This window comes from Arthrobacter sp. ZGTC212, from assembly GCF_002929255.1.
GTDB classification, from domain to species: domain Bacteria; phylum Actinomycetota; class Actinomycetes; order Actinomycetales; family Micrococcaceae; genus Arthrobacter_B; species Arthrobacter_B sunyaminii.
In genome coordinates this window covers 47,851-73,254 of record NZ_PJIJ01000004.1, presented here as the reverse complement: position 1 = coordinate 73,254, position 25,404 = coordinate 47,851, and the positions used below count along the sequence as shown (strand labels likewise).

Annotated in this window: 18 protein-coding genes and 2 tRNA genes; 8 read left to right on the top strand and 12 right to left on the bottom strand. The window is 63.9% G+C overall.

Annotated features, from left to right (window positions below; genetic code table 11):
• Window positions 1-48: 48 nt before the first annotated feature.
• Window positions 49-861, bottom strand: coding sequence for an IclR family transcriptional regulator (locus CXQ89_RS15900; RefSeq protein ID WP_104055840.1), 813 nt, complete (start codon window positions 859-861; stop codon window positions 49-51).
• Between the two features lie 151 nt (window positions 862-1,012).
• Between CXQ89_RS15900 and CXQ89_RS15895 the strand changes: the two genes are divergently transcribed.
• A complete protein-coding gene (locus CXQ89_RS15895) occupies window positions 1,013-1,615 on the top strand; it encodes a helix-turn-helix domain-containing protein (RefSeq protein ID WP_104161976.1) in 603 nt (200 codons plus the stop codon).
• Window positions 1,616-1,720: 105 nt separating this feature from the next.
• Here CXQ89_RS15895 and CXQ89_RS15890 read toward each other — a convergent pair.
• Window positions 1,721-1,796: transfer RNA gene (locus CXQ89_RS15890), tRNA-Arg, on the bottom strand.
• A gap of 305 nt (window positions 1,797-2,101) precedes the next feature.
• Here CXQ89_RS15890 and CXQ89_RS15885 point away from each other — a divergent pair.
• A complete protein-coding gene (locus tag CXQ89_RS15885) occupies window positions 2,102-3,994 on the top strand; it encodes a phosphoenolpyruvate carboxykinase (GTP) (RefSeq protein ID WP_104055844.1) in 1,893 nt (630 codons plus the stop codon).
• A gap of 83 nt (window positions 3,995-4,077) precedes the next feature.
• On the opposite strand, the gene CXQ89_RS15880 is transcribed toward CXQ89_RS15885, so the two are convergent.
• Both CXQ89_RS15880 and CXQ89_RS15875 read right to left on the bottom strand, forming a co-directional pair.
• Window positions 4,078-4,542 (bottom strand): hypothetical protein, encoded by a 465-nt coding sequence (locus CXQ89_RS15880; RefSeq protein ID WP_104161975.1) that lies wholly within the window; start codon window positions 4,540-4,542, stop codon window positions 4,078-4,080.
• A 5-nt stretch (window positions 4,543-4,547) separates the two neighbouring features.
• Complete coding sequence (locus CXQ89_RS15875) at window positions 4,548-5,954, bottom strand: phosphomannomutase/phosphoglucomutase (RefSeq protein WP_104161974.1); 1,407 nt, start codon at window positions 5,952-5,954, stop codon at window positions 4,548-4,550.
• Between the two features lie 128 nt (window positions 5,955-6,082).
• Here CXQ89_RS15875 and CXQ89_RS15870 point away from each other — a divergent pair, with 128 nt between their 5' ends.
• Window positions 6,083-8,320, top strand: coding sequence for a RecQ family ATP-dependent DNA helicase (locus CXQ89_RS15870; protein WP_104161973.1), 2,238 nt, complete (start codon window positions 6,083-6,085; stop codon window positions 8,318-8,320).
• On the opposite strand, the gene CXQ89_RS19070 is transcribed toward CXQ89_RS15870, so the two are convergent.
• Both CXQ89_RS19070 and CXQ89_RS15860 read right to left on the bottom strand, forming a co-directional pair.
• Complete coding sequence (locus CXQ89_RS19070; protein WP_219815628.1) at window positions 8,265-9,299, bottom strand: FadR/GntR family transcriptional regulator; 1,035 nt, start codon at window positions 9,297-9,299, stop codon at window positions 8,265-8,267. The two genes, CXQ89_RS15870 and CXQ89_RS19070, sit on opposite strands and share 56 nt — an antisense overlap.
• Window positions 9,300-9,410: 111 nt before the next feature.
• Entirely contained in the window at window positions 9,411-10,235 is an 825-nt protein-coding gene (locus CXQ89_RS15860; protein ID WP_104055959.1) for a crotonase/enoyl-CoA hydratase family protein, read from the bottom strand.
• Window positions 10,236-10,322: 87 nt separating this feature from the next.
• Between CXQ89_RS15860 and CXQ89_RS15855 the strand changes: the two genes are divergently transcribed.
• Entirely contained in the window at window positions 10,323-11,033 is a 711-nt protein-coding gene (locus CXQ89_RS15855; RefSeq protein ID WP_104055851.1) for a hypothetical protein, read from the top strand.
• Window positions 11,034-11,066: 33 nt separating this feature from the next.
• On the opposite strand, the gene CXQ89_RS15850 is transcribed toward CXQ89_RS15855, so the two are convergent.
• The 4 genes from CXQ89_RS15850 to CXQ89_RS15835 form a co-directional block, all read right to left on the bottom strand.
• A complete protein-coding gene (locus CXQ89_RS15850; RefSeq protein ID WP_104055853.1) occupies window positions 11,067-12,095 on the bottom strand; it encodes an aldo/keto reductase in 1,029 nt (342 codons plus the stop codon).
• Window positions 12,096-12,163: 68 nt separating this feature from the next.
• A complete protein-coding gene (locus CXQ89_RS15845; protein ID WP_104055855.1) occupies window positions 12,164-13,354 on the bottom strand; it encodes a CaiB/BaiF CoA-transferase family protein in 1,191 nt (396 codons plus the stop codon).
• Complete coding sequence (locus CXQ89_RS15840) at window positions 13,351-14,199, bottom strand: enoyl-CoA hydratase/isomerase family protein (RefSeq protein ID WP_104161972.1); 849 nt, start codon at window positions 14,197-14,199, stop codon at window positions 13,351-13,353. The genes CXQ89_RS15845 and CXQ89_RS15840 overlap by 4 nt, the downstream gene beginning before the upstream one ends.
• 64 nt (window positions 14,200-14,263) lie before the next feature.
• Window positions 14,264-15,637 (bottom strand): SLC13 family permease, encoded by a 1,374-nt coding sequence (locus CXQ89_RS15835; protein WP_104161971.1) that lies wholly within the window; start codon window positions 15,635-15,637, stop codon window positions 14,264-14,266.
• Between the two features lie 320 nt (window positions 15,638-15,957).
• Between CXQ89_RS15835 and CXQ89_RS15830 the strand changes: the two genes are divergently transcribed.
• From CXQ89_RS15830 to CXQ89_RS15820, 3 genes are all read left to right on the top strand, one after another.
• Complete coding sequence (locus CXQ89_RS15830) at window positions 15,958-17,139, top strand: alanine--glyoxylate aminotransferase family protein (protein ID WP_104162066.1); 1,182 nt, start codon at window positions 15,958-15,960, stop codon at window positions 17,137-17,139.
• Between the two features lie 69 nt (window positions 17,140-17,208).
• A complete protein-coding gene (locus tag CXQ89_RS15825) occupies window positions 17,209-20,166 on the top strand; it encodes an FAD-binding and (Fe-S)-binding domain-containing protein (RefSeq protein WP_104161970.1) in 2,958 nt (985 codons plus the stop codon).
• Window positions 20,144-20,902, top strand: a complete 759-nt coding sequence (locus CXQ89_RS15820) for a fumarylacetoacetate hydrolase family protein (protein WP_104161969.1) — start codon at window positions 20,144-20,146, stop codon at window positions 20,900-20,902. The genes CXQ89_RS15825 and CXQ89_RS15820 overlap by 23 nt, the downstream gene beginning before the upstream one ends.
• Before the next feature lie 38 nt (window positions 20,903-20,940).
• On the opposite strand, the gene CXQ89_RS15815 is transcribed toward CXQ89_RS15820, so the two are convergent.
• Both CXQ89_RS15815 and CXQ89_RS15810 read right to left on the bottom strand, forming a co-directional pair.
• A tRNA-Ser gene (locus tag CXQ89_RS15815) sits at window positions 20,941-21,028 on the bottom strand.
• A 103-nt stretch (window positions 21,029-21,131) separates the two neighbouring features.
• Window positions 21,132-23,267, bottom strand: coding sequence for a prolyl oligopeptidase family protein (locus CXQ89_RS15810; RefSeq protein ID WP_104161968.1), 2,136 nt, complete (start codon window positions 23,265-23,267; stop codon window positions 21,132-21,134).
• A gap of 109 nt (window positions 23,268-23,376) precedes the next feature.
• On the opposite strand from CXQ89_RS15810, the gene CXQ89_RS15805 reads away from it, so the two are divergent.
• Entirely contained in the window at window positions 23,377-25,389 is a 2,013-nt protein-coding gene (locus tag CXQ89_RS15805; RefSeq protein WP_258060157.1) for an FAD/NAD(P)-binding domain-containing protein, read from the top strand.
• Window positions 25,390-25,404: the final 15 nt, after the last annotated feature.

The window sequence follows — 25,404 nt, the reverse complement described above, 5'->3', positions numbered from 1 at the left end:
TGTCAGCAGATGCGCCTTGGGCGCCAGGTGCGCCGCGCGCCTGGCGCCCTAGGCGCTTTGGGCGAGCTGGCGGCGCGTCTGGTGCTGCTGGCCGCTGACCGCGGCCACGGCGCGCGACGCCGCGTAGCAAACCTTGCGCAGTGATGTTGCCTGGGACTCCGGCACAAACTTGCCCACCGGCCCGGAGACGGAGAGCGCGGCCACCGGGCGCCCATTGGTCCCGAAGACAGGAGCTGCGATGCAGTTGAGGCCGGTGAGGATCTCCTCGCGGTCATAGGCAAGGTTGGTGCGCCGCACCTCCAGCAGCTCGGTCCGGAGCCGGGCCGGGCTGGTGATGGTGGACGGAGTCCAGCTGAGCATTCCCGATGCCATGGCCTGCTCGGCGGCGTCGGGGTTGTAGGCCAGCAGGACCTTTCCCACTGCCGTGCAGTAGCCGGGAGCGCGTCCGCCAATGCGGGAGGGGCTGCGGACCTGAAGATGGCCGTACAACTTGTTCAGGTAAACAACGTCGGTTCCCTGCAGGACCGCCAGATGCACCGTCTGCTTGCTCAGTACGTAGAGATCCGCCAGGAAGGGCGTCAAAGCATCCCGCATCCTGCCCTGCAGGGCGTCCTCCTGCGTGGCGCCCAGATCCTGGATCATCTTGCCCAGCCGGTAATTGTTGCCTGCGCGCTCCACCGCCCCGTTTTCCTGCAGTGTGGCCAAAAGCCGGAAGGCAGTGGATTTGGACAGCGAGGACCGGCGTGCCAGTTCGCTGACTCCAACGCCGATATACGCGTCATCGCCGAAGGCACTGAGCAGTGACATGGCTTTGTCGACGGCCGTCCGCGAATCTCGGGCAGGTGGAATGCTGCGGGTCATCGGTTCCTCCGACGCTGGAAGTGGTTGTTGAACCGTGTGGACAGGGACAACGTGCCGGTCTGTGGAACAACGGGCAATATCAGTGTTGCCCGCCACAGATAGGTGTGTCAAACATGACAAATTGTCACTTATATGTGACAGACTGGCCGCCATGCAGACCAACGAGCTGGTATCCCGGAATATTCGGCGCTTCAGGCTCGAGCGTGACCTCTCCCTCGGCGAGCTGGCTGCCCGGGCGGGGCTCTCCAAGCAGACACTGTCCAAGGTCGAAGCCGGAGTGGGCAACCCTACGGTGGAAACCCTTGAACGCATCGGCCAGGGCCTGGGAGTGGGCATGCTGAGGCTCCTCACCGAGTGGGGGACACAGGTGCATCTGTCGCCGGCGGCCGGAGCATCCTGGCGTGCGGCGCAGGCAGGGCAGGCCCGGCACCTGGACCGTGTCTACGGGTCCGGATACGTACGGACCCAGCTTCTGCGTATTGAAGAAGGAACCGAACGGCGCGTGGTTGAACCTGGCGGGACGGGAACACTTCATCAGTTGTACGTCATCAGCGGAGTCCTGGAGGCGGGTCCGGAAGCGGACCTGCGGATCCTTGGTGCCGGAGATTTCCTGCGTTTCCCCGGAGACGTCCGGCACGGGTACCGCGCCGTGGACGGCCCGTCGGTTTCCCATCTGACCACGACGGCACCATCCGTTCCGCAGTTTGTCCGCCAGGATATTGAGCGTGCCGAAGGGCTGCGGGCCGGCCCGTAACCTTCTCGAGGCAGCTGCTTTCAAAAGAGCGTCACGGTAGGAAATTCCGGGCAGCAAAAAACCCGGCCTCACCAGTATTTCTTCTGGTTAGACCGGGTTTTTCAGTGGTGCGCGCGAAGGGATTCGAACCCCCAACCTTCTGATCCGTAGTCAGATGCTCTATCCGTTGAGCTACGCACGCATCTGGATTTCCTTCATTTTCCGGCCGGTGAGGCCTTCCTTCAAAGTTTCTCCGTGGCTGTTTTGCCGTAAATAACTATAGCCCAGATTTACGGGTGCGCCTAATCGGGGGTGCCCGGCGTAAAGTTACTAGACCGGTCTATATGACCTTCGTCACATCTGGGTATGTTTAGTGCTGGAAGTTCCCTGAAATCTAGCTGAACCTCCGGCGCCGCTGGATATAGGTATTACCTTAGGTGCCGTGGCCCACGGCACACCGACAACTAGCATCAAAACCACACCACTGGCCCAACGAAGGGAAGAGTCATGGGCGATGACGCGCGTCAGCTAGTTCTCAATGAGAGCGGCGACAACGCTGCTCCTAGCCATTTGGACAGCAACACACCGGGGGCCTCCGAGGATGCCCCCACCACCCACCAGGCTCTCCTTGCGTGGGTTCAGCAAGTGGCCGAGCTGACGCAGCCTGATCGCGTTTATTGGGTGGATGGTTCCGAGGCGGAAAACAAGCGCCTCACCGACGAGCTGGTGGATGCAGGAACCCTGGTCCGGCTCAACCCGGAGACGTTCCCTAATTCCTTTGCCGCTTTTTCGGATCCGAAGGACGTGGCACGCGTCGAGGAGCAGACATTCATCTGCTCCGAGAAGAAGGAAGATGCCGGCTTCACGAATAACTGGATGGACCCGTCCGAAATGCGGGCCAAGCTCAACGGGCTTTTCTCCGGTTCCATGCGCGGCCGCACCATGTACGTCATTCCCTTCGTCATGGGTCACCTAGAAGCCGAGGATCCCAAGTTCGGCGTCGAAATCACTGACAGCGCCTACGTGGTTGCCTCAATGCGGATCATGGCCCGTATTGGCACCGACGTGCTGCGGAAGATGGAAGAGCTGGACGCGTTTTTCGTGCCGGCCCTGCACTCCGTCGGAGCACCGCTGGCCGAGGGCGAGCAGGACGTCGCCTGGCCCTGCAGCGATGACAAGTGGATTGTGCACTTCCCCGAAGACCGCTCCATCTGGTCCTACGGCTCCGGCTACGGCGGCAACGCCCTTCTGGGCAAGAAGTGCTACGCCCTGCGCATCGCCTCCATCATGGCCCGCGATGAAGGATGGCTTGCCGAGCACATGCTCATCCTGAAGCTCACCAGCCCGGCAAAGAAGGACTACTTCGTGGCGGCGGCTTTCCCGTCCGCCTGCGGCAAGACGAACCTTGCCCTGCTGGATCCCACGATTGAGGGCTGGAAGGTCGAGACCCTCGGTGACGACATCACCTGGATGCGCTTCGGCCACAACGGCGAACTGCGCGCCACCAACCCGGAGGCCGGCCTGTTCGGTGTCGCACCGGGCACCGGATGGAGCACCAACCCCAACGCCATGCGGGCGATCGCCAAGGGCAACTCCATCTTCACCAACGTGGCCCTGACCGATGACGGCGGTGTCTGGTGGGAGGGCATGACCGACGATGCTCCGGCGCACCTGACGGACTGGCTCGGCAACGAGTGGACGCCGGAGGCCGGCCGCCCCGCAGCCCATCCGAATTCCCGTTTCTGCACGCCGATCGACCAGATCGACATGCTTGCCGAGGAATACCACTCTCCCGACGGCGTTCCGGTGTCGGCCATCCTCTTCGGCGGACGGCGCAAGACCACGGTTCCCCTGGTGACCCAGTCCCGCGACTGGACCAACGGTATCTTCATGGGTTCCACGCTGTCCTCCGAAACCACGGCTGCCGCCGCCGGCCAGGTGGGCGTAGTGCGCCGCGACCCGATGGCCATGCTGCCGTTCATGGGCTACGACGCCGGTGACTACCTGCGGCACTGGATCACGCTCAGCGGCAAGGCCAACCAGGAGACGCTGCCCAAGATCTTCCTGGTGAACTGGTTCCGCCGCACGGCCGACGGCGGATTCGCCTGGCCCGGGTTCGGTGACAACTCGCGCGTGCTGAAGTGGGTTATCGAGCGGATCGAAGGAACCGCCGACGCAGTGGAAACCCCGATCGGCTTTGTGCCCACCGGAGAGTCCCTGGACCTCACCGGCATGGACATGACGGCGGCCGACGTCGAGGCTGCCGTGCATGTTGACCCGGAGGAATGGAAGAAGGAGCTGGCGGGCATCGAAGAATGGTACGCCCGCTTTGGTGAATCCCTTCCCGAGGACCTCGTTGCCGAGCTGCAGACGCTCAAGGAGCGCTTCGCGGCCGCCTAATCCGGCAGACAGACAAAAGGCCGGCGGTACTGCGCAGATGCGCGGTACCGCCGGCCTTTTGCGTGGGCGGGGGCGGGAAGCCTTTAGGCCTCGCCGGACTCTTCCGTGCCCCAGACCAGCCGGTCGCCGGACTCCCACTGCGGTTCATTGAAGGTCCACTCGCCGTCGGTCTCGGAGTAGGTCTGGATCGCGGAGATGCAGACACCCTCGGAGTGCTCGGCCACCACATGGATGGCGTCGGTGGATTCATCCGGCAGGTGGATGTCGGAGAACACAGCTGCAGCCCGGTTGTCGCCCTTCTGCTCCGTGAGGACCTGGTAGATGTCATCGATCATGGCATCGGCGTCGAGGTCCTCGTCGCTTTCCTCCGGAGCAACGGCAATCATCCGCAGCTCGCCGTCGTTCTGGACCACCAGGGCGGCGGGCAGGAAGGCGCCCTGTGCCTCCAGCTGCTCCTGGGCAACGCCCAGAGCGGTGCCCAGCAGCGAATTCAGGTCCTCCTGGACCTCGGCGGAGGGCTCGGAGCCGTTCAGTTCAACATCAGCCATTGGTTTTAGTTCCTAACTAGTTCAAGTACGCGGTCGCGGACCCGCACCATGGTGGGAAGGTCTTCGGCCTCGGCGTTCAGCCGGAGGAAGGGTTCGGTGTTCGACGCGCGGAGGTTAAACCACCACTGTCCGTCATCGGCGGTGAAAGTCAATCCATCGAGCGTATCCACGGTGACGCCGTCGCGGTCAAATTCTGCCCGGACGCGGGCCACGGCCGCGGGAACGTCGGAGAGCTCGGAATTGATTTCGCCGGAGGCAAAGTAGGGCTCGTACTCACGGGCCAGGTCAGAGAGCGGCAGCGTCTGCTCACCCAGTGCTGCAAGCACGTGCATGGCCGCGAGCATGCCGGTGTCGGCGTTGTAGAAGTCGCGGAAGTAGTAGTGGGCGGAGTGCTCACCGCCGAAGACGGCGCCTTCCTCGGCCATCAAAGCCTTGATGAAGGAGTGGCCCACGCGCGTGCGGACGGCGCGGCCGCCGTCGGCCTCCACCAGTTCGGGAACGGCGCGGGAGGTGATGAGGTTGTGGATGATGACCGGCGTCGTTTCTCCGGCGGCCTTGGCGCGTGCGATTTCGCGGCGGGCCACCAGCGCGGTGATGGCCGAAGGGCTGACCGGGTCGCCCTTCTCGTCGATCACGAAGCAGCGGTCTGCGTCGCCGTCGAAGGCCAGGCCCAGGTCCGCGCCATGCTCAACGACGGCAGCCTGCAGATCCACCAGGTTCGCCGGCTCCAGCGGGTTGGCCGGATGATTCGGGAAGGAACCGTCCAGCTCGAAATAGAGGTCCACGATTTCCAGCGGAAGCCCGGCCAGCAGCGTGTCGCCCAGAACGGCCGGTGTGGTGAGGCCGGCCATGCCGTTGCCGGCATCCACGACCACTTTCAGGGGCCGGATGGCGGTCAGATCCACCAGGGACCGCAGATATTCGGAATAATCGCGCAGGATGTCGCGGACACTGATTTGGCCCGGCTTTGCGACGGCGGGGATGCTGCCCTCGTTCAGATACTGCTCAGCCTTGGCCTGGATCTCGTAGAGGCCCGTCTCGGAGGAGATGGGAACAGCTCCGGCCTTGGCCATTTTGATGCCGTTGTACTGCGCCGGGTTGTGGCTGGCCGTGAACGTGGCACCGGCCGCGTTGAGGGCGCCGCAGGCGTAGTAGAGCTCATCGGTGGAGATGAGGTCCAGCAGGAGGACGTCGGCGCCGCGCATGGTGGCGCCGGCAGCGAAGTCCTTGATGAACTCAGGAGAGGAGGGGCGCATGTCCCCGCCCACCAGAACGGTCTGACCGGCAAGATCAAGCACGTCCACAAATGCGGCACCTACGGCTTTGACGATCTGCGGGGTGATGGTCTCGCCTACGACGCCGCGGACGTCGTAGGCCTTAAAGGACGCGGAAAGATCGAATGCACTAGTCACCCGGACAGTCTATAGGCCAGTCCCGCAGGTGCGGTTTCTTGAAGGTGCCTCTGTCCATAACCGTTCCTGTCCACAGGGGTTCTCCGGGCTGGAGGAAACAGTCAGCGCCAACTGGGATAGTGGAAGGTATGGATATCCGGCAAGGCACCACCCACCAGGAAACCGCACATCAGGAAACCGCACAGCAGGACTCGAACTCCGGTTATGGGGTTGCGCCTGATGCACAGGGCGGTACGGCCGGCGCAGGGTCCCCGGAGGCAAGCGCCGGTCTGCGGGCTGAAGCCGTGGGCTTGCTCCGCGCCCTGGTGGGAAATGACTCAGCTGACTTCCATGAGGGACAGTATGAAGCCATCGAAGCGCTGGTTTCCGGCGGACGCCGCGCCCTCGTGGTTCAGCGCACCGGCTGGGGGAAGTCGGCCGTCTACTTCGTTGCGAGCCTGCTGCTGCGTGCCCGCGGTGCCGGTCCCACACTGATCGTCTCGCCGCTGCTGGCGCTGATGCGGGACCAGGTGGCTGCCGCTGCCCGGGCCGGCGTGCGTGCTGTGGCGATCAACTCGGCCAATCAGCTGGAGTGGCAGGAGATTTCCGCCAAACTTCAGGGCGATGAAGTAGACGTCCTCCTTGTATCGCCCGAACGCCTGAACAACCCGGGGTTCCGCGAAACCCATCTGCCGGAACTGATTCGCCGCTCCGGACTGCTCGTGATCGATGAAGCGCACTGCATCTCTGACTGGGGCCATGACTTCCGTCCGGACTATCGGCGCATCCGCAGCCTGATCGAGCAGCTGCCCGCCTCGGTTCCGGTGCTGGCCACCACCGCCACCGCCAATTCCCGGGTTGTGAAGGACATCGAGGAACAGCTGGCCTCCGGCGGTGAAGACGTTTTCACTATCCGCGGTGCACTGGCCCGGCAGTCCCTCCGTCTGGGGGTGCTGCGGCTGCCCACTGCCAAGGCGCGGCTGGGGTGGCTCCTGACCCACCTCGACGAGCTGCCCGGGTCCGGCATTATCTATGCGCTCACGGTCTCCGCGGCGGAGGACACCGCCCGGCTGCTGCAAAAAGCCGGGCATCCCGTCCTGGCTTACACCGGGCGCACCGATCCGGCGGACCGGGAGCAGGCCGAGGCCGCGCTGAAGAACAACGAGGTCAAGGCACTGGTGGCCACGAGTGCCCTGGGCATGGGATTCGATAAGCCGGACCTGGGGTTTGTGGTTCACCTCGGCGCTCCGTCCTCGCCGGTGGCCTATTACCAGCAGGTGGGACGTGCCGGCCGCGGCACTCCGAGCGCCGACGTGCTGCTGCTTCCGGGGGCCGAGGACAAAGACATCTGGGAGTACTTCGCCACTTCATCCATGCCGGCGGAAGGCCCGGCCAATGCGGTGCTGGCGGAGCTCGCATCCGGGGCCGTGATGTCCACCGGAGCGCTGGAAACACGGGTGAACCTGAAGCGCTCGCCGCTGGAACTGCTGCTGAAGGTCCTTGCGGTGGACGGTGCGGTGGAACGTGTCTCCGGCGGCTGGCGGGGCACCGGGGAACCGTGGAGCTATGACCGGGAGCGGTATGAGCGGATTTCCGCAGCCCGCGTCCGGGAACAGCAGGCCATGCTGGATTATGAAAGCACCACCGGCTGCCGCATGGAGTTTCTGTCCGTCCAGCTCGATGATCCGGCGGCCGCTCCGTGCGGCCGGTGTGACAACTGCGCCGGACGCTGGTTCTCCTCAGAGGTGGCGGCGGAAGCCACTGACAGTGCGGGGCAGGCACTGAGCCGGGTGGGCGTGGACGTGGATCCGCGCGGTATGTATCCCTCGGGCATGGACCGGCTGGGCGTCCCGGTGAAGGGAAAGATCAAGCCCGATCTGGCGCTGTCCACGGGCCGGGCGTTGGCCCGCCTGACCGATCTTGGCTGGGGCGGTCGGCTGCGGGAGATTTTCGGCCCGGAAGCAGCGGACACCACCGTGGATGATGCCCTTTTGAAGGGCTGTGTGCAGGTGCTGGCGCAGTGGGGCTGGGAACAGCGGCCGGTAGCCGTGGTCAGCATTCCGTCCCGCTCCCGGCCGCAACTGGTCGGATCCCTGGCACACGGCATCTCAAGCCTGGGACGGATCCCGTACCTGGGTGCCTTGCAGCTGCCGTATGGCGGCCCCACCGGAGGGTCCGGCGGGAACAGCGCCTTTCGCCTGGCGTCCGTCTGGGATCAGTTTGCGGTTCCTGAAGAGGGAGCAGCCTGGTTTGCGGCCAACCCCGGTCCGGTTTTGCTGGTGGATGACTTCGCTGACAGTCGATGGACGCTGACCGAAGCCGGTCGGGTGCTCAGGCAGGCCGGCGCGGCTTCCGTGCTGCCTTTTGTCCTGGCGTTGAAGGCATAGCGAACAACTCGTACACGGCAGGATCGGGTGCGATGCGGGCGATTTGCGGTGCCGGAGTTCGGGCCTGGCGCGTTGCAGGAAGCTGGGGCGCTGCAGGAACCTGGAGAGTAGCTGTTTTCTTCGGCGCCCTCCCCGGTGCTTTCTTAAGGGTCTCCTTCGGCGCTTTGGCGGCGGGCGGTGCTTCGGCCATGGGCGGTGCGGCGGGCTCCGGCGCCGGAGTCGGGGCCATGGCCCGCCTGGGAAGGGCAGGGGCAACGGAACTGGACGGCGTAGCCGGACGGGAAGAGGTAACAGGGCGGGGTGGTTCTGCCGGAGGGCGGCGGAGCCAGCGCTCGGCGGATGAGACATGGACGGTCATGAGGGAGCGGGCGAGCTCGGCATCGCCCACGGTCAGGGCGTCGAGGATGGCCGCATGTTCCCCAAGAACAGCCTCTGCCGCTCCGGCCTCGGTAATCCGCTGCCAGGTCCGCAGCCGCAAAGCGCTGCCGGTCAGCGAGTCCAGCAGCCCGGCCAGATAGGGATTGCCGGAGGCACGTGCAATGAGGGAGTGGAACGTGAAATCGTGGGAGGCCAGATCGGCGGCTGACGCCTCCGGCGGAACGGACTCCAGACACTTGTGCAGTGCCGCCACGGAACGGGAATCGATCCGTCCGGCAGCGTGGGCGGCAGCTCCGGGTTCAAGGATGCGCCTCACCTCCAGCAGCTCAGCGGCAGAACTCTCCTGATGGATTTCCACCATGAAGCCCATGGTTTCCGTCAGGAGTCCGGGTTCCAAACTCGTCACGTATGTGCCGTCCCCGCGCCGCACATCCAGCACACGGATCAATTCCAGCGCCTTTACGGCTTCTCGAAGCGAACTGCGTGACAGGCCGAGCTGATCGCTCAGCTCGTTCTCCGGCGGAAGCCGGTCACCAGCCTTGAGCTGCCCACTGATGAGCATCTCCTTGATCTTGGTAATCGCTTCATCGGTAACAGCCACTCGACTATCTTAAGGGGCTGCTGCGCGGCAGCCTGCCCGTCGGAGAAGAGCGAACCGGTCCTTGACGGCGCCGCCTGCTTGTACACCCGGCGGAGGGCAGGGCGGGAAACCTCAGTTGCCGGTGAAAACGGCCGGACGGCGTTCAGCGAAGGCAGTTGCCGCTTCATTGAAGTCGCGGCTGGCCAGGAAGGCCGAATTCCATACCTGAACGTAGTCCAGCCCGGACTGGACGGACGCTTCACGGCCGTGGTTCATCACCTGCTTCACGCCCTGCACCACCAACGGAGGATTCGCGGCAACCAGGGCGGCCAGTTCGCGTCCGCGGCCAACGACGTCGTCCGCCAGTTCCGTGACCAGGCCCAGACGGTGGGCGCGGCCGGCGTCGAAATCTTCACCGGTGAGGGCGAGGTGGCGGGTTGGTCCTTCGCCGATGATGCCGGGAAGCCGCTGGAGGGATCCCAGGTCCGCAACAATGGCAACCTTCACCTCCCGGACGCTGAACTTGGCGGCCGGGGACGCAATGCGGATGTCGGTGGCGGCAATGACATCAATCGCACCGCCGATGCACCAGCCGTCCACGGCCGAGATGACAGGCTTCGCGCAGCGGGCCAGGGAATTAACCGACTCCTGCAGGTCCCTGATGCTGCGCCGGAAGCCTTCCCGCCGGCGAGCGTCCATCCCGTCGGCGGAGAGCAGGGGAGCAAAGACCGGAGCCATGGCCGGCAGATCCAGCCCGTAGCTGAAGTTTCCGCCGGAGCCGTACAACAGCACGGAGCGCACGCTCTCGTCAGCGCTCAAGGCATCAAAGACTTCGGGGAGTTCCCGCCAAAAATCAGGGCCCATCGCGTTTCCCTTGGACGGACCGATGAGCTCAACTTCGGCTACTCCGTCAGCAATGCGCACGCTCAGCGAACGCAGGGAAGTGGTCAGGCTCATGGCATCTCCAATGATCAGCGGGCAGGGCTGCACGTCAATATACCGGGAGGAAGGTGCCTGTACCGCGGGCAAAGCTAGGATCGGTATATGGAGTTCCTGGTGATTGTTCTTTTTGTCGTAGCCATTGTTGCGGTCAACTTCGTGATCAGCCGCGCCCAGCGGCGGAAGAAACAGGCCGACGGCGAATCCCCGGCGGGTGGAGAAAGCCGGCAATCATCGGCAGCCAAGCCGCAGCGGGCGACGGGGAACGGCGCGTCAGCAGCAAAGGCCGGGGGCAGGACCACCTCCAAACGGCCGGCCAAGGCTGCTCCGGGGACGCCGCGGACGTCCGTTGAAGCTGCGCGGGAGGCCAATGCGCGCCTGGACGCGACTGCGCACCAGCAGGTGTATGCAGCGATTGCCCAGGGGCATCCCATTAAAGCCGTGCAGCTCTACGCGAAGTTCACCGGCGTCGGCGTTCGCGCGGCAGGCGCCGCGGTGGAGAACCTCGCAATGCATCCGCAGCCCTTTGTGCCCCAGCAGCCGCAGCGTCCTGCCTCGGACGCTCCCGCCGGTGCTGCAGACAACGCGCCGGTCTCTCCGAAAACCGGGGACGCCGCGGGTTCATCGGTCTCCGGCGGGACGGCAAAAGATCAGAATGCGGCCCCGGAGGACACGAATCCGTTGGGCACGGCCCCGGAGGGACCGGCCGCTTCCGCGGACAAGTCCCGACAGGGTCCGGCAGCCAAACCAGCCACCACACCTGAAGAAGACGAAATCAGCAAGTGGGTCAAGAATCTTCGCCCGGAGGACTTTTAACCGGCTTCCGGGGGTGTCCTGCCAAACCGCCGGTTACGCCGGGTGCAGCTGCCGGGAACGTTGGTTGCGGCCGTCCGCCCCGTAGGGATAGTTGCCAACGGCCGGCCGGCTCAGATCGGCAAGCTGTTTTTCCTCGGCGGCAGTGAGCGCGAGGTTAGCGGCACCCAGATTGTCAGTGAGCTGCTCCACCGTGCGTGCGCCGAGGATCACCGAGGTGACACCGGGCTGGGCCGCAAGCCAGGCCAGGGCTACTTGGGCAGAGCTGGCGTGATGCGCATCAGCGATGGCCTTCAAGGCGTCAATGATCTGCCAGGTGTGTTCGTTGTTGCTGCGCAAATCCCAGCCTTGGAACTGCCGGGCGGGATTGTCTCCCACCCGTGTTTTGCCCGCCGGAACTGATTCCCTGCGGTACTTGCCCGTGAGCCATCCGCCCGCAAGGGGTGACCAAGGCAGCAGACCCAGTCCGGCGTCGAGCGCTGCCGGCACTACTTCGGACTCAATTTCGCGTTCCAGCAGGTTGTACTGCGGCTGCACGGTCACCGGTTCATTCCAGCCGCGCATCCGGGCGGTGTACACGGCTTTGGTCAGCTGCCAGCCGGTGAAGTTGGAGAGACCGTAGTAGCTGATCTTTCCGGCAGTGACGGCGTCCTGAAGGAAGCCAAGGGTCTCTTCCAATGGGGTGAGGGGATCCCATGAGTGCAGCTGGTACAGGTCAATGTGGTCCACGCCCAGCCGTTTCAGCGACGCGTCCAGTGCCTGGCGCAGATGCCTGCGCGAAGTACCCAGATCATTCGGACCGGCGCCCATGGGGAACCGGCCCTTGGTGGCCAGCACCAGGTTCCTTGCCGCTTCCGGACGGGCCTGCAGCCAGTGGCCGATAATTTCCTCCGAGGCCCCGTCGGTGTAGACATCCGCGGTATCGATGAAGTTGCCGCCGGCTTCGACGTAGGTATTCAAGAGCGCATGGGAGACGTGCTGATCCGATTCGTTGCCGAACGTCATGGTGCCGAGGGCGTAGGCGCTGACAACGGTGCCGCTGCGGCCAAGGAGGCGCATTTCCATGGAGGGGTCCTTTGCTCGATTCCGTCGGACTGACAGCATATGCGTGGTAGGGCTGTGCTTGTCTTCCCCTATCCCTGCGCAATGATGCCGCGCCGCGTGTACTCGGCGATTTCTGCCTCCGAAAAGCCGTGGTCGGCGAGCACCGCATGGCTGTGCTCGCCCAGGACCGGCGGAGCGGAGTGCAGCCACGGCGCGTCGCCGGTGTCGGCAGGACGGCCCAGCACCAACATGTCACCCAACGTGGAGTGGTGCACCGAACCGGTCAGCTCCAGTTCCCGGGCGAGGGGATGGTTAAAGACACCGTCCATGGCCAAGACGGGTCCGCAGGGGATTCCCGCGCGGTTGATGATGCTGATCCAGTCCGCAGAGTTCTTCCCGGCGAGCTGTTCTTCCATGAGTTTGCGCAGCTGAACCCGGTTGTCCAGCCGCACCTCGTTTGTACTGAACCTTGCATCCTGCAGAAGATCATCCAGCCCCAGCACCGCCGCGAGTTTTTCCCACATTTGCTGGTTCCCGGAGGCAATGGTGACGTGCCCGTCCCTGGTCCGAAACGTGCCCTGGGGGAAGATCAGCGGGTGATCGTTGCCCTCCATGGTTGGCACAATGCCCAGGCTCAGGTATTTCTGTGCCTGGTAGGTCATCATGAACGTCATGGTCTGCATCAGCGACGTGGACACCTGGCCGCCGACGCCTGTGTGTGCCTTCTCGAAGAGCTTGGCAAGTATCGCAAAGCCGGCGACCAGGCCGGTGCTCGAATCGGCAACAGGGATACCCGCGCGCAGTGGTCCGGTCTGCGCCGTTCCCGTCACGCTCATGAAGCCGCTCATGCCCTGGGCGTTCTGATCGAATCCTGCCATGGTCGAACCGGCAGCGCCGCTGCCGAAGCCGCTGATGGAACAATGAACCAGCCCGGGATTCCGGGGTGCCAGGTCGCTGTAGGACAAGCCCATGCGGGACACCGTTCCGGGTTTGAAGTTCTCGATCAGAACATCGCACCCGGCAGCGATCCGCTGGACTGCAGACAAACCCTCGGCCGATCGAAGATCCACGGCGAGGGAACGCTTGTTGCGGTTTGCCGACATGAAATAGACGCTCTCACCGCCGTCCATGAACGGCCCGGACTGCCGCGACGGGTCGCCGCCGGGCAGGGGCTCAACCTTGATCACGTCAGCACCCTGGTCCGCCAGCATCATGCTGGCCGTTGGGCCGGCGATGTAGCGGGACAAATCAAGCACGACGACGCCCTCCAGCGGCCTCATCGGGTGGGTTCCCCTTCCGCGACCCCGCCGGCGAACACCGGCCTGCGTTTTTCCAGGAAGGCCGAGACTCCCTCCCGCAGGTCTGCTCCGTCGTAGGCGCGCAGGGAAAGTTCCTGCACACGGTCGGCGGCGGCATCGTCGAGCGTGCCGGCCAGATCGGTGATGACCTTTGCGGCAGTCATTACGGTGGCAGACGATGCCCTGACGGCGGCAGCCAGCGTGGAAACCCTGGCGTTCAGTTCCGCAGCCGGCACGACTTCGTCCACCAGTCCCATCCCCAGCGCCTGCTCTGCACCCACAAGTTCGCCGCTGAACAGCAGCCGTTTCAGGCCATTGACACCGATATGGCGGACCAGCAACCGTGATTCCGTCAGCCCCAGGATGACGCCCAGGCGGCCCACCGGAATGCCGATGGAAAGGTCATCGGCTGCTATCCGCAGATCACATGCGGCAGCCAACTCACATCCTCCGCCCACCGTGAAGCCCTGCAGCATCGCGATGGTGGGGATCTCAATCTCGGCCACCCGCCGCAGCGTTCGGGACAGCTGGGCGTTGTAGACGGCGGCTGAGGATGCAGTGAAACGGAGTTCGGGGAACTCGCTGATGTCAGCGCCGGCCGCAAATGCTTCCGTCCCTGCGCCCCGCAGCACAATGATCCGAACCGAGGCATCGGAGGAAAGGTCCCTGAAAATGGTTTCCAGGTCCTTCCACATCTTCAGCGAAAGCGCGTTGCGGGCGGAGGTGTTGGCAATCGCAACTACCGCTACACCGTTCTCCATCGAACACAGAACATTCGGCAACCGGTCGTCAAAGTTGTCGAACGAGGATACAAATTTTTCGATCAAGGGATGTCCTGACTTTGAATCCAAAACGGGAAGTGTGCTGGCGAATGCAGATCCAGGAAAAGTATTAACTCCATCCGGGGACAATGAAGATCAGCCACGTTGCCACGGGGGCAATCAACACCATGGAAAAACCCCAGACCATGAGCTGGCGGAACACTTTATCCCGCTGGTCTTCGGGGGAGTTGGCCACCACGAGGGCGCCGGAGGTGGAAAATGGACTCGAATCAACAACCGAGGAGGATATTGACAGGGCAATAATCATTCCAATGGCGCCGACTTCACCCGTCATGAGGAAGGGGACGGCCAACGGAATAAGCGCCCCCAGAATGCCTGTGGTGGAGGCAAAGGCGGAGACGATGGCTCCGATAAAACAGATCAAAATGGCTGCAAACAATGGTGCGCCAATGTTTGCCACACCATTTCCGAGCCAGTCAATCGTCCCGATGCGCTCCATGAGGGACACATAGGTGACGATGCCGCACAGAAGCAGGACGGTGGGCCAGGCAATGGCACTGACTGCGCCTTTATTGCTCTCAGGCGACAATAGGGACAGGATGACGGCGATGGTGACAGCCGTGAAGCCGACGTCGAATCCGAACCCCAGTACCGCTACGGCGAGCACGAGGATTCCCACCAGCGTAAAGACCTTGTGCCGGTCCAGGCTGCTCTCCGTCGGAATGGGCTCGCCGGTGGACGGCGTCATGGTTTGAACGGTGGTATTGGCGGCCCTGCTGGTCCTGGATCCGCTTCCGCCAGTCTGGGGTTCGGCTCCGTCGTCAGGCGAGGTGCGCCGGCTCGTGCTTCGGATGACACCGTCGCCGATATCGCGCTGGCCTATGAAGCTGCGTCCGCCAAACATGAAGAAGACGACGATGCCCAGGCCGATGTTGAACAGCAGCGAGGACAGGAAGAGCAGGCCGGGGCTGCCGGGCAGATCGCTTCGCACCACTACGCCGTTGACGATGCTGCCGAACACGCTGATGGGGGAGAACCCGCCGGCGCTGGCCCCGTTGATGACCATCAGGCCCATCAGGACGGGACGGATTTTGTACCGGACGGCGAATCCCATGGCGACCGGCGCAATAATTGCCACTGCGGCCGGGACAACTGCGCCCACCGAAGTGATGACGGCGGTAATGGCAAACATCACCCATGGAATGAGCGCAATTCTGCCGCCGACCATCCTCACGGATTTCACGACCACCCAGTCAATGGTTCCGTTTGCCTTCGCCAGTGCAAAGAGATAGGTGACGCCTACGAGGATGACGAAGAGGTCTGCGGGAAATCCCAACAGGACTGTATCCACGTCTTCGCCAATAACCATGGTTCCCATAATGAAAGCTGCGACCAGCGCCAGCGCACCCATATGGACGGGGCGAACGGTTGCGATCAGAAATAGTGCGGCTAGTACCAGGATCGATAGAAGTTCAATAGACATTTACACTTCTCCCACGTCGTTGAGGGTCGCCATGATCCATATGCCGCGACAGGTCGCACAGCCCTGGGAGCCGCGATCTTTGATGTCCGGAAGGAACACGCCGTTGGGGGAGAGTATGGAGAGGCGGACAGCGTCGCGTCAAGGACCCGCAAATAGGCTGCCTGGTCCATTTCGCGGCGGGCCAACGCATCGGAATCCTGGTTAAAGACGATGCTGGACGGGGTTGGACCCCACTGCTAACGTTCACCCATGCGATAAAAAAATTCCATTCAGAAGCTTGGCCGAGGGCGCAGTGAAGCGCCATCTTGGAGGACGGCAGCATGGAAACTTCTCGACCCAGGGCCACAAGCGGCCGCCACTATTTGCAGATTCCCGGACCAACAAACTGTCCCGATGAAGTGTTGAGGGCCATTGCGGCGCCCACCATCGATCACCGCGGCCCGGACTTTCAAGAGCTCGGGCGGCATATTCTCTCGGCCATCGGCCCGGTGTTCGGAACAACGCAGCCGGTCATTATTTATCCGGCCTCGGGGACAGGAGCCTGGGAAGCAGCACTCGTCAATACCCTCAGCCCGGGAGACCGCGTCCTGTGTTTCGAGACCGGCCATTTTTCGGCGCTGTGGAAGAAAATGGCAGAGGAGCTGGGCCTGGTTGTTGAACTGGTACCCGGGGACTGGCGCCACGGCATAGATCCCGCGGTTGTTGAAGAAAGACTCTCGGCGGACCGGGAACATGAGATTCAGGCCGTCTGCTGTGTGCACAACGAAACCTCCACCGGAGTGACCAGCCGGATTGCCGAGGTACGGGCGGCAATGGACGCCGCATCACATCCGGCTTTGCTGCTGGTGGACACCATTTCCTCCCTTGGCGCGATCGACTACCGGCACGATGAGTGGGGTGTGGACGTCACCATCTCCGGGTCGCAAAAAGGGTTGATGCTTCCCCCGGGGCTGAGCTTCAATGCGGTCAGCGCCAAGGCACTCAGAGCCAGGGAAACGGCAGGGTTGCCCAAGTCCTTCTGGGACTGGCTGCCCATCCTGGCAGCAAACGAAAACGGGTTTTGGCCGTACACGCCCTCCACGAATCTCCTTTACGGACTCAAAGTTGCGCTGCGCATGCTTGCTGACGAGGGTCTGGAGAACGTGTTTGCCCGGCATCAGCGGCATGCCCGGGCAACACGGGCGGCGGTGGAAGCCTGGGGGCTGGAAGTACTGTGCCAGGATCCGCGCGAATATTCCGGATCTCTGACGGCGGTCCTGGTCCCGGACGGCTTCAATGCCGATGATCTCCGAGCCACTATCCTGGACCGCTTTGATATGTCCCTCGGAGCGGGACTGTCCAAGCTGAGCGGCAAGGTATTCCGGATCGGGCATCTTGGCGCCTTCGAGGACCTGACACTGATCGGCACGCTGGGAGGAGTGCAGATGGGCCTGAACCTCAGCGGAATACCCATCAAGCAGGACGGATTGGAAGCAGCCATGGCTGTCCTGGAACAGGGTTAATAAAGACAGCGCAAGGTCCGGGACACCGGTACAGGCGGCAACGAAGCCGCGGAAGCGAGGCACGTCAGTATGACCACCACTGAAATTTCGGCTGTGGACGCGGCGCTGCCCGCCGGGTTCGCCGAAGAACTCACGCAGGCACTGACCGGAGAGGTGGCCTTCGACGATTACAGCCGGCACATGTTCTCGCGGGACGCCAGCATGTACACCATGCGCCCGGTGGCCGTTGTTTATCCGGTGGACGGGCACGATGTAGCCGAAACCGTCAGGATTGCCACCGCCTACGGCATCCAGGTGACTGCACGGGGGGCGGGAACAAGCCTGGCGGGGCAGACGGTGGGCGCCGGCATCATTGTGGACCATTCACGCCATATGAACCGCATCCTCAGTATTGATCCTGTTGCCCGGACGGCCCGGGTGGAAGTGGGGGCGGTCCAAGATGATTTGAACCGCGCCGCTGCGCCGTACGGGCTGATGTTCGGGCCTGATACTTCCACCAGCAACCGGGCAACGATTGGCGGGATGCTTGGCAACAACTCAGCCGGTTCCGGCTCGCTGCGCTACGGCATGACGATTGACCACATTCGAAGCATGGACGTGGTGCTCGCGGACGGGACCACTGCCAGGCTGGAACCCGTCGACGGAGAAGAGCGGATCCGTCGGGCAGCAGCGCAGACAAGGGAAGGCGAAATCTACCGCCGGCTGCCTGAGATCCTGGAAGAGAATGCCGAGGCCATTGCCTCCGGCTTCCCGCCTTTCTGGCGCCGGGCCAGCGGATACCGGCTCGACCGCCTGTCCCTGGACGATTTCAACCTGGCCAAATTTGTTGTGGGCTCGGAAGGAACCCTCGTCATTGCAACGCAGGTAGAAGTGGATCTGGTGCCCAAGCCCCGCCACACCGTCTATGCGGTGGGGCACTTCGCCACCACCCAGGAAGCAATCGAAGCCACCGCGGACTCGCTGAGCTGCGAACCCGCGCAGGTGGAACTGATGGACAAGACGATTCTGGATCTGTCCCGCCAAAAGATCGAGTACTCGAACCTGGGCCGAACGCTGCAGGGGGATCCTGCAGCCCTTCTTTTCGTTTCTTTCACCGGAGACGACAAGGAAGAGATAACCGGACGGCTGGAAGCGCTGATTTCGCTGTGGGAAAGGAACGGCCGGGGTTATGCAACGCTGAAACTTGTCACGGCGGCGGAACAGGCGGACCTGCTCAAGGTGCGCAAGTCCAGCCTCGGCCTGCTGATGGCTGCCAGCGAAGGGTCCAACCGTCCGCTGGCTTTCGTCGAGGACACCGCCGTGCCGCCCGAGCGCTTGGCGGAGTACACCGCGAGGTTTGCCCAAATCCTGGATCAGCATCAGATGAGGGCCGGTTTCTACGGTCACTGCTCTGTGGGATGCCTGCACATCCGGCCCTTTGTCGATCTGGCCAAACCAGACGAAGTCCTGCGCATGAGGGCAGTTGCCGTGGAGGTCAAGAACCTCGTGAAGGAGTTTGGCGGAGTGAACTCCAGCGAGCACGGCGACGGCCTTGCCCGCAGTGAATTCAACCGGGAAATTTTCGGCGACCGGCTCTACGAGGCCATGCGGGAAGTGAAGCGGGTCTTTGATCCCGGGAACATCATGAACCCCGGGAAGATCGTTGACGCCCCGAGCATGACGGACAATCTGCGCGATGCGATGTTGCCGGCTGCCGTCGGTTTCCGGACCCGTTTGGACTTCGAAGTGGTTGGAGGCATGCGGGGCGCCGCCGACCGCTGCATGAACATCGGTCTGTGCCGCAAGAGCACCACCGGGGCCATGTGTCCCTCATATATTGCAACCAGGGAAGAAGAGCATTCCACCAGGGGCCGGGCCAATGCCCTCGTCAAGGCACTCTCGGAGCCGGATCCCAAGGCAGCCCTTGGCGACGAGCGGCTGCACGAGGTCCTGGACCTCTGCCTGATGTGCAAGGCCTGCAAAGCTGAATGCCCGTTGGGCGTGGACATGGCCAAGCTCAAAAGCGAAACCCTCTCCCACTACCATGAGCTCCACGGGGTTCCGCTGCGGACGCGGATCTTTGGAGCCATCCGCACCCTGAACAAGCTCGGCTCGGCGTTTGCGCCTGTTTCCAACCTTCCCGGACGTATTCCGCTGCTGCGCGCCGTCATGGAACGCACCGTGGGGATAGCCGCCGCCCGGCCGCTGCCGCACTACCGGTTCATGAACCTCATCCGCTGGTACCGGCGAACCGGACGGCTTGCCGAGCCCGGCAGCCAGGGCACGATCAGTTTCCTGGCCGACTCCTTCACGACCTATTCGGAACCGCACATCGGGCAGGCAGCGGTCAGGCTGCTGCAGGCTTCCGGCTGGAACGTGGAATTGGCCAGCACGGGTTGCTGCGGCAGGTCGGCGCTGTCCAAGGGGCTCGTCGACGAAGCCAAGGCGAAAGCGGCCGCGATGGCAAGGGACCTGAACAGCACCGGGTCTCAGGAATCCCCAATCGTCGGATGCGAGCCTTCATGCCTCTTCACGCTCAGGGATGAGCACGTCACGATGCTGCCGCAGGATGCCAACGTCCAGGCGGTGGCCAAGAGGGTGAGGCAGATCGAGGAGCTGCTGACCGAAGCCATCGATGACGGGCGCCTGGTACTGGCCGAAGATTCCTGGCTCGCCGGGCGGACCATCCTCTACCAGGGGCACTGCCACCAAAAAGCGGAAGTGGGAACAGCCGCCACCATGGCCATGCTGCGGCGCATTCCCGGAGTTACAGTGACGGATTTGGACGCAGGCTGCTGCGGCATGGCCGGTTCCTTCGGCTACGAGTCCGAACACTATGCCGTATCCCTCAAGGTCGGCGAGGACCGCCTGTTCCCGGCAATTAGGGAAGCGGGAGAGGACACGGTGGTTGCGGCAACCGGAACGTCCTGCCGCGAGCAGATCTTTCACGGCACCCAGCGCTCAGCCTGGCACCCGCTGGAGCTTCTTCAGGAGGCATTGTCGAGCAGCACCGGGGAGGGCCGCAGTGCGGATCATTCGGTACGTTGAAGGGAACGGACAGCCGCAGTCCGGAGTCCTCGCGGACGGAACGGTGTACGAGCTGGTTGGCGGGTGGGAAAATCCTTCTGCCGGGCGAAGAAGGGCGGCGGAAGCGGACATTCAGTTACTGAACCCGTGCACCCCCGGCATCATCATCTGCGCCGGGGGAAACTACCGCAGCCAGCTGGCCGAACTCGGTAAGCCGGTGCCGGATGAGCCGCCCATCTTCCTGAAGGGGATCAACACGCTTGCCGGTCCCGGGGATGCCATATTGCATCCCAGGGAGCTGGACCGGCTGGAATATGAAGGCGAACTCGCCGTCGTCCTGGGCCGCACGGCCCGGAACGTGCGGGCGGCCGACTACCGGGACTATGTCCTCGGGTATACCTGCGCCAATGATGTCACCGCCAGCAACTGGCGGGCAGACGGGCAGTGGACCCGTGCCAAGAGCCTCGACACTTTCTGTCCCATGGGGCCCTGGATCGAAACCGGGATCTCCGGCGAGTCACTGCGCCTGCAGACACGCCTCAACTCTGAAACCGTTCAGGACTGCCAAACCTCCGACATGGTGTTTGGCGTGGGTGAACTCCTCGAATGGATTACCCGGTGGATTACGCTGCAGCCCGGGGACGTTTTGTTGACGGCAAGCCCCGCCGGAGTGGGACAGATGAAGCCCGGAGACACCGTGGAGGTTGAAGTTGACGGTATAGGCGTGCTGACCAATACGGTGGCCTGGCGGACCTAGAAAACAAAAAAACCCCCGGTTTCCCGGGGGTTTTAGCGCGGAGACGGGGAGATTTGAACTCCCGGTGGGCTTTAGGCCCACACTTCATTAGCAGTGAAGCCCATTCGGCCGCTCTGGCACGTCTCCAATTACCCTCTGGTAGCTTCCGCTGCCAGCCTGACAAGACTACCCATAAGGGCCCGGTAAGAGCAAAACGTCCCGGCCCGGAGAGCCCCGCGCCGCCGGTTGGTTAGGCCGTGCCGGCCCGGTGCAGGCGGCCCGTCAGGGCTTCCCACAGGAACTCATAGGACATGGCGTGCATGCGCGCCGCCTGGCGGTTGTCGGATGCGCCGGCGTGGCCGCCTTCCAGTGCCTCGTGGAACCAGACCTGCTCTACTCCCATCGCTTTCATGCGGGCTGCCATTTTCCGCGCCTGCACCGGGCCCACCCGGTCGTCACTGGTGGCCGTCCAGATCAGCGTGGGCGGATAATCGGCGTCGTCCTTGAGCAGGTGATAGGGCGAAAAAGTCTTAACAAACTCCCACTGCTTCGGATCATCCGGATCGCCGTACTCGGCAATCCAGGAGTACCCGGCGGACAGCTTGGTGTAGCGGCGCATATCCAGCAGCGGCACCCCGCAGGAAACAGCCCCAAAGAGGTGCGGATAGGTGGTGAGCATGTTGCCGACCAGGAGCCCGCCGTTGCTGCGTCCGGTGCAGCCCAGGCGTGCCAGGGAGCTCACGCCGCGGTCGATCAGGTCCTGCGCCACCGCCGCGAAATCCTCGTAGGCCCGGTGCCGGTGTTCCTGCAGCGCCGCGCGGTGCCATTCGGGGCCGTATTCGCCGCCGCCGCGGATGTTCGCCAGTACATAAACGCCCGCGCGCTTTATCCCGGATTCATCGGTGAAGCTGCGTTCCAGCCAGCCGCGGCCCACCATTCCGCTATAAGCGGGGGTGAGAGCCTGTTCGAAGCCGCCGTACCCGTTGAGCAGCGTGGGATTGCCGCCGTCGAGCACCAGGTCCTTGGGCCCCACCTGAAAGTAGGGCACCCGGGTTCCGTCAGCGGAGACGGCAAAGTGCTGTTCAACGGTGCAGGAGGAGGCGTCAAAGAACGACGGCGATTCCTTCACCACCGCTGCCCCGCCGCCTTCAGCCTGGCCGAGGGTTCCGCGTGAGAGCGTGGACGGGGTGAGGAATCCGGTGCTGATCAGCCAGTAGTCATTGCCGGCTTCCTCGTCCTCGTCATCCACGGCATAGGCATCAACACTGTGCAGCGGCGGGCAGGCGTCCAGGGCCGACGCCGTCCAGCCGTTGGCCGGATCCAACACCGAGATCTGCGAAGAAACATCATGCAGCAGGTTCAGCAGCAGGTAGTCCCGGGTCCAGCTCCAGGACTGCAGCGACGTGGCCGGGTCCGGAGTGAACAGCGTGAGAAGATCCCGGCTGCCGGCCAGGAAGACATCAAGATCCGCCGCCAGCAGGGACCCGGCAGGGTGGACGGTTTCGCCCAGCTGCCAGTCCGTGCGGGGACGCAGCACCAGCCACTGCCGGTGCACGTCCACGTTCACGTCCAGCGGCACGTCCAAACGGACCCACTGGTCACCGCGGCGCAGGAAGGTGGAGCTGTTGTAAAAGTCCACGATGTCCACCGCCAGGTCCCGCTCAAAACCGGGCGTCTGGTCGTGCGCCACCACCGCCATCATGTGGTCTTCAGGCACCTCGAAATAGGGAAGGGCATCGGCGAGCTCCATCCCGCGGCGCAGAATCCGGCTGGTCCGCGGATAGGAGGAGCTGGTCATGGACCCGGGGCCAAAGTCGGTGCCGACGTAGAGCTCATCCGGCCCGGCCCAGCTGATGCGGTTTTTCGCCGCAGGAATGTCAAAGCCCCCGGGAACAAAGGCGCGGTCGACGACGTCGAACTCCCGGTAGCGGGCGGCGTCACCGCCGTCCGGGGAGAGAGCCACCAGCGCCCGGCGGTACGGGCCGCCGTCAGTGGGGCGCAGGAACGCCGAACCGCCCCAGACCCACTCCATGTTCTCGGCGAGGCTGAGCTCGTCCACGTCCAGCAGGATTTCCCACTCCGGATTGTCGGTGCAGTAGTTTTCCCACGTGGTGCGGCGCCACAAACCCTTGGGATGCTCGGCGTCGCGCCAGAAGTTGTAGTAATGCCCGCCCCGCTTGGTTGCCATCGGTATCCGGTCGGTGGAGTCCAGGACTTCGAGCAGACGTTTCTCGGTGTCCTCGAAGCCCGTTTCGGAGAGCAGGTCCTCGGTGACCTTGTTCTCCGAGCGCACCCAGTCCAGTTGCTTGTCGCCGTAGATGTCCTCCAGCCACAGAAACTCATCATCAGCGAAGGGACCGGGCAGGTCAGGAGTCGAGGAAGTCATGTGCCCATCCTAGGGGCGGATGCCACAGGCAGCGGCTAGCCTTCGGGCCGGACAGCCATTTGTCCGCCCCGCCGAAAAGGTGAACCTACCGGTTAGATACTCTTGAAGCATGATCAATACCACGCAGAGCTTCCAACTGGCCGTGATCGGAGCGGGCCCGCGGGGGATCTCTGTTGTGGAACGTACGCTGGCCCGGTACCTGGCGCTGCCGGAACCGAGCCGGCCTGCCCTGAAAATCCGGGTCATCGATCCGTTCAATCCCGGTCCGGGCCATGTCTGGCGCACAGGCCAGTCCCGGCTGTTCCTGATGAACACGCCCTGCCTCTTTCCCACCGTGGTTCCGGCCGGCGCCACCGCCGATGAGCTGGCGGCATCGCCGTCGGGCCTGTCCTTCGACCAGTGGCGGATACTGATGACGGATCCGGGCGCCGGCACGGAGCTGCCTGCTGCCGACCGGGACGAACTGGCGCAGCTGACACCAGGCGCTTTTCCCAGCCGCGCAGTGTACGGCCGGTACCTCGAATGGACCTTCGCCCGGTTGCAGGAAGCGGCGCTCGCAGCCGGCGTGGAACTGGCCCACGTCCGCTCCGAAGTCCTCAGCCTCACGAGGCCGGAAACCGGTGCGGGCTGGGTGCTTGAGGTGGCAGGCGAAGACAAGCTGAACGCAGACGCCGTCGTGCTCGCACTCGGCCACCTTCCGGCAGCCCTGAGCGCGGATCAGGATCGGCTGCGTGATGCCGCGGACCGCCACAACCTGCGCTACCTGCCGCCCGCAGTTCCTTCCGACGTTGATTTCAGTGTGTTTCCCGCCGGCGAGCCCGTACTTGTCCGCGGCCTCGGACTGAACTTCTTCGACATCATGATTCAGGTGACCACCGGCCGCGGCGGACGCTTCCTGCCCAGCGGACTGCCTGCGGGCCGGGCGCTTCGCTATGAGCCCAGCGGGCGTGAACCGGTCCTGGTGGCAGCCTCGCGGCGGGGAACCCCGTACCGGGCTAAGGCGCGGCTGGACTCTTACGTGCCGCGCAGCGTTCACCTGCGGTACTTCACTGAAGAAGCCGCAGCAGCCTTCAGGCAGCAGGGAATCCTGCCCGGCTTCGACCATGATCTCTGGCCGCTGCTGCACCGCGACGCCGTTTGGGCCTACTACTCCACACTTGCCCGGGTGGCGGCGGACGAGCTGCTGGAACCCGCAGAGCTGTTCCTCGAAGAGCTCCGCGCGGCCCTCGATCTTCCCGGTACCGAATGGGATTCGGTCAAGGAAAAAGTTCTGGACCGCTTCGTGCCGGCGGACCGGCGCACCAACCTGGAAGCTTTGGCCCAGCCGCTGGGCAGGCGCCCCTACCGCGGCGCGCATGATCTGGACAACGCCGTCCTGGCCTATTTGGAGGACGACGCCGCCGGTTCCGCGGCAGGGGAGGACGATCCCCTGAAAATGGCGATTGGCGCCCTGAACGCCGGACGCACGCTGCTGAAATCCATAGTGGCCGACGGCGGACTGGCCGATGCATCCTGGCTTTCCGAACTGCGCGGCTGGTTTGAGCCGCTGGTGGAAGGGCTCGCGAGCGGACCTCCACCAGAGCGGATCGAACAGCTGGCCGCTCTGGTGCGGGCCGGCGTCGTGCACTTCGTGGGTCCGGACCCGCGCTTTGACATCGACGAAGCGCGCGGTGTGTTCACCGGTTCCTCGCCATGGTCCGGCACGGAATACGCTGCCAGGACGCTGGTGGAAGCGATGATGCCGCCCAACCGCGTGGACCGGAACATCTCCCCGCTGCTCGGCGGGATGCTGCGCGACGGACTGGTGCGGCCCAAGGTCATGATGGCGGCGGACGGAACGGCTGTGATCACCCCCGGCCTGGATGTCACCCTGCCGCCGTACCGGCCGGTGGGGATCAGCGGTGAGCCGCAGGAGAACCTGTATGTACTGGGGCTCCAGCTTTCATCGGTGCAGTGGGGTACCGCAATCGCGGCTGAAGCGGGTTCCCCGGCTGGCGCAGGCGCCCGAACACTGCGGGACGCGGACGATATTGCCTCGGCCCTTCTGGCCTCAGCGGCCGGCCGCGGACAAACCGGCGGGGCAAGCAAGTACGAGCGGGCGAACGCCGGCAGTTCGAGCTGACCCGTTCCTTGCCTG

What these genes read in the sequence shown, in the direction of transcription:
- CXQ89_RS15900 (WP_104055840.1), bottom strand. Translation starts at nt 861, where the DNA reads ATGACCCGCAGCATTCCACCTGCCCGAGATTCGCGGACGGCCGTCGAC.
- CXQ89_RS15895 (WP_104161976.1), top strand. Translation starts at nt 1,013, where the DNA reads ATGCAGACCAACGAGCTGGTATCCCGGAATATTCGGCGCTTCAGGCTC.
- CXQ89_RS15885 (WP_104055844.1), top strand. Translation starts at nt 2,102, where the DNA reads ATGGGCGATGACGCGCGTCAGCTAGTTCTCAATGAGAGCGGCGACAAC.
- CXQ89_RS15880 (WP_104161975.1), bottom strand. Translation starts at nt 4,542, where the DNA reads ATGGCTGATGTTGAACTGAACGGCTCCGAGCCCTCCGCCGAGGTCCAG.
- CXQ89_RS15870 (WP_104161973.1), top strand. Translation starts at nt 6,083, where the DNA reads ATGGATATCCGGCAAGGCACCACCCACCAGGAAACCGCACATCAGGAA.
- CXQ89_RS15860 (WP_104055959.1), bottom strand. Translation starts at nt 10,235, where the DNA reads ATGAGCCTGACCACTTCCCTGCGTTCGCTGAGCGTGCGCATTGCTGAC.
- CXQ89_RS15855 (WP_104055851.1), top strand. Translation starts at nt 10,323, where the DNA reads ATGGAGTTCCTGGTGATTGTTCTTTTTGTCGTAGCCATTGTTGCGGTC.
- CXQ89_RS15850 (WP_104055853.1), bottom strand. Translation starts at nt 12,095, where the DNA reads ATGGAAATGCGCCTCCTTGGCCGCAGCGGCACCGTTGTCAGCGCCTAC.
- CXQ89_RS15845 (WP_104055855.1), bottom strand. Translation starts at nt 13,354, where the DNA reads ATGAGGCCGCTGGAGGGCGTCGTCGTGCTTGATTTGTCCCGCTACATC.
- CXQ89_RS15835 (WP_104161971.1), bottom strand. Translation starts at nt 15,637, where the DNA reads ATGTCTATTGAACTTCTATCGATCCTGGTACTAGCCGCACTATTTCTG.
- CXQ89_RS15830 (WP_104162066.1), top strand. Translation starts at nt 15,958, where the DNA reads ATGGAAACTTCTCGACCCAGGGCCACAAGCGGCCGCCACTATTTGCAG.
- CXQ89_RS15825 (WP_104161970.1), top strand. Translation starts at nt 17,209, where the DNA reads ATGACCACCACTGAAATTTCGGCTGTGGACGCGGCGCTGCCCGCCGGG.
- CXQ89_RS15810 (WP_104161968.1), bottom strand. Translation starts at nt 23,267, where the DNA reads ATGACTTCCTCGACTCCTGACCTGCCCGGTCCCTTCGCTGATGATGAG.
- CXQ89_RS15805 (WP_258060157.1), top strand. Translation starts at nt 23,377, where the DNA reads ATGATCAATACCACGCAGAGCTTCCAACTGGCCGTGATCGGAGCGGGC.